We start from the raw sequence: 1,232 nt of genomic DNA, 5'->3' as shown, positions 1-1,232 counted from the left end.
CGGGCCGTTGCCCGGCGGGGCCGCCGAGCGGGTCAGCCGGTCGGCCGCGGTGAGCCCTGCAGCGACGTCCGGCGCGCCGGCCGCGGCCCCGGCGATGCGCCCCGCCGCCGACGTGTCGACGATCCGCACCGTGACGCCGGTGCGGCTCCTGACCTCGCGTCTGGAGCCGGGGGAGTCGGTGACGGTGCGGGTGCCCGCCGTTCCTGCCGAGGCGTCCGCCGCGGTGCTCAACGTGACGGCGGCGGACGCCAGCGCCGTCACGACGCTGAGCACCTGCGGTGCGGCGCAGACCTGCCCCGCCGAGTCGATGCTGGCGGCGTCACCCGGACCCGTCACGCCCGGTCAGGTCCTCGCCCCGCTCAGCGAGGGGGGCGAGGTCACCCTGAGCAACCGCAGCGGCGGCGTGACGGTCTACGTCGACCTCAACGGCTTCGTGCTCGACGCGACGACGGCCGACCAGGACGGGTTCGTCCCGGTCGACCCGCGCCGGATCATGTCCTGGCAGGGCGTCGGCGTGCAGCAGACCGTGACGCTCACGGTCCCCGACGTCCCGGACGGCGCCACGGCGGTGGCGCTCGACCTCGGTTACGCCGCAGCGACGCGTCGCGGCTACGTCTCCGCGTGCCCGGCCGGCACCGCGGTCCGCGACTGCGCCAGGACCTCGGTGCTCAACCCGGCCCCGGGTGCCAACCGGTCGAACTTCGCCGTGGTGGGCCTCGGTGGCCCGCGCGGCGACCAGGTGGTGCTCTACAACCACCGCGGCTCCGTCCGGCTCAACGCGGACCTCCAGGGGTTCTTCGTGGCCGCCGACACCGGGAAGGTGCACGCCGCCTCGGCCCCGCTCCTGGAGGCGACCCTGGCCGCGGGGGAGTCGCGCACGATCCGCGCCGCCGGTGCGCCCGCCGGCGCGACGGCCGCCAAGATCCAGGTCCGCGCCCACGACGCGCAGGGGGGCACCGCCCTCACGGTGTGCCCCGGGACGCAGGTCGCGGGCGCCTGCGCCGCGACCTCGGTCCTGAACCCGTACCCCGGCCGCGACAGCACCAACGTCGCGTACGTGCGCCTCGGGGAGGACGGTGCGCTCACCGTGCGGAACACCTCGGCGAGCGTCGGTGTGACGATGACGCTCCTGGGCCTCGTGGGACCGCTCGACGCGCCCGCCGCGCCACCCGCCGCTCCCGTGCCGCCACCCGCCGCGCCCGCGCCGACGCCGACGCCGACGCCGGCGCCGA

General features: G+C 77.2%; 1 protein-coding gene. It reads left to right on the top strand.

Annotated features, from left to right (window positions below):
- Positions 1-139: 139 nt before the first annotated feature.
- On the top strand, positions 140-1,232 hold a 1,093-nt coding region (locus IDM29_RS16775; protein ID WP_223148448.1), incomplete at its 3' end, for a hypothetical protein.

Origin of the sequence: Actinotalea sp. JY-7885, assembly GCF_014525465.1 — a bacterium.
GTDB lineage: Bacteria > Actinomycetota > Actinomycetes > Actinomycetales > Cellulomonadaceae > Actinotalea.
This window is presented reverse-complemented; position numbering and strand designations above follow the sequence as displayed.